The 1,386-nt window shown below is 68.7% G+C and carries 1 protein-coding gene and 1 pseudogene; both read left to right on the top strand.

The features are described from left to right. Nucleotides 1-86 precede the first annotated feature (86 nt). A pseudogene (locus tag ACFWEP_RS34665) lies at nt 87-578 on the top strand (RICIN domain-containing protein); the annotation flags it as partial. A gap of 24 nt (nt 579-602) precedes the next feature. After that, nucleotides 603-1,386 (top strand): pectate lyase (locus ACFWEP_RS34660; RefSeq protein WP_387376284.1); only part of this gene is annotated, 784 nt, incomplete at its 3' end.

Genomic DNA, 1,386 nt, shown 5'->3' with positions numbered 1-1,386 from the left:
TTCCCGACCGGGAGCTTGCCTTTACCACCGCACCAACACTTCCTGGTGCCTGCGGAGGACGCCGCAGGCGGTGAAAGGACCCTCGAATGCGCACGGAGAATCAGCATGCCAGAAGGCGGGGCGGCAGGGCAGCCGCCTCGTTCCTCGCAGTCGCCGCACTGATAGCGGCGACGCTCACCGCCCTCTTCGCCACCGGCTCGGCCTCGGCCGCACCCGCAGCCGGCTCGTACACCCTGAAGAACGCCGGCAGCGGACTGTGTCTGGAAGTCCCGGGCGCCGGAACCGCCGCCGGCACCCAGCTCACCCAGAACAACTGCGCGGGCACCGCGGCGCAGACCTGGAAGCTCACGGCCTCCGGAAGCGGCTACACCCTGATCGCCTCGCACAGCGGTAAGTGCGCCGGCGTGAAGGACGCTTCCACCAGCGCCGGCAAGGCCGTGGAGCAGCAGACCTGCAGCGGGGCGGCGACCCAGGTGTGGACTCTCACCCAGGTGAGCGGAAGCATCTACCAGGTCATCAACAGCAATGGCGGCAAGTGCCTCAACACCAAGGACTCCGGCACCAGCGCCGGCACCCTGGTCCAGCAGAACTCCTGCGACTCGGTGACCAGCAAGCGCTGGACGTTCACCGCGGCCGGGTCGACCCCGACCGACCCGCCGACGACGACCCCTCCCACCACCACGCCGCCCAGCTCGGGGTCGAAGCCCTCCTGGCCGACCGCCACCGGCAGCCAGGCCGTCTCGGCCAGCATCCAGGTGTCCGGCACCTACGACGGCAGCCTGAAGCGCTTCTACGGATCCGGTGACCTGGGCAGCGACGGCCAGGACGAGGACCAGCCGGCGATGTTCGAACTCGCCGCCGGCGCCACCCTGCAGAACGTCATCCTCGGCTCCCCCGCCGCCGACGGCGTCCACTGCGCCGGTGCCTGCACGCTCAAGAACGTCTGGTGGGAGGACGTGGGCGAGGACGCCGCGACCTTCCGAGGCAGCTCCTCCTCGCAGGTCGCCACGGTCGACGGCGGCGGCGCGCGGCTGGCGGACGACAAGGTCTTCCAGCACAACGGCGCCGGCACGGTCGTCATCAAGAACTTCCAGGTCGACGACTTCGGCAAGCTGTACCGCTCCTGCGGCAACTGCTCGACGCAGTACGGCCGCCACGTCGAGATCTCGAACGTCTGGATCACGGCACCGGGCACGTCCGTGGTGGGCATCAACACCAACTACGGGGACACGGCCAAGATCTCGGGCGTCACGATCTACGACGACGCGGACCGCGACATCGACATCTGCAAGAAGTACAAGGGGGTGACGAGCGGAGAGCCGTCCGAGACCGGTTCGGGCGCCGATGGCACGTACTGCATCTACAGCTCCTCCTCCATCACCTACG

The organism is Streptomyces sp. NPDC060198 (genome assembly GCF_042728415.1).
GTDB lineage: Bacteria > Actinomycetota > Actinomycetes > Streptomycetales > Streptomycetaceae > Streptomyces.
This window is presented reverse-complemented; position numbering and strand designations above follow the sequence as displayed.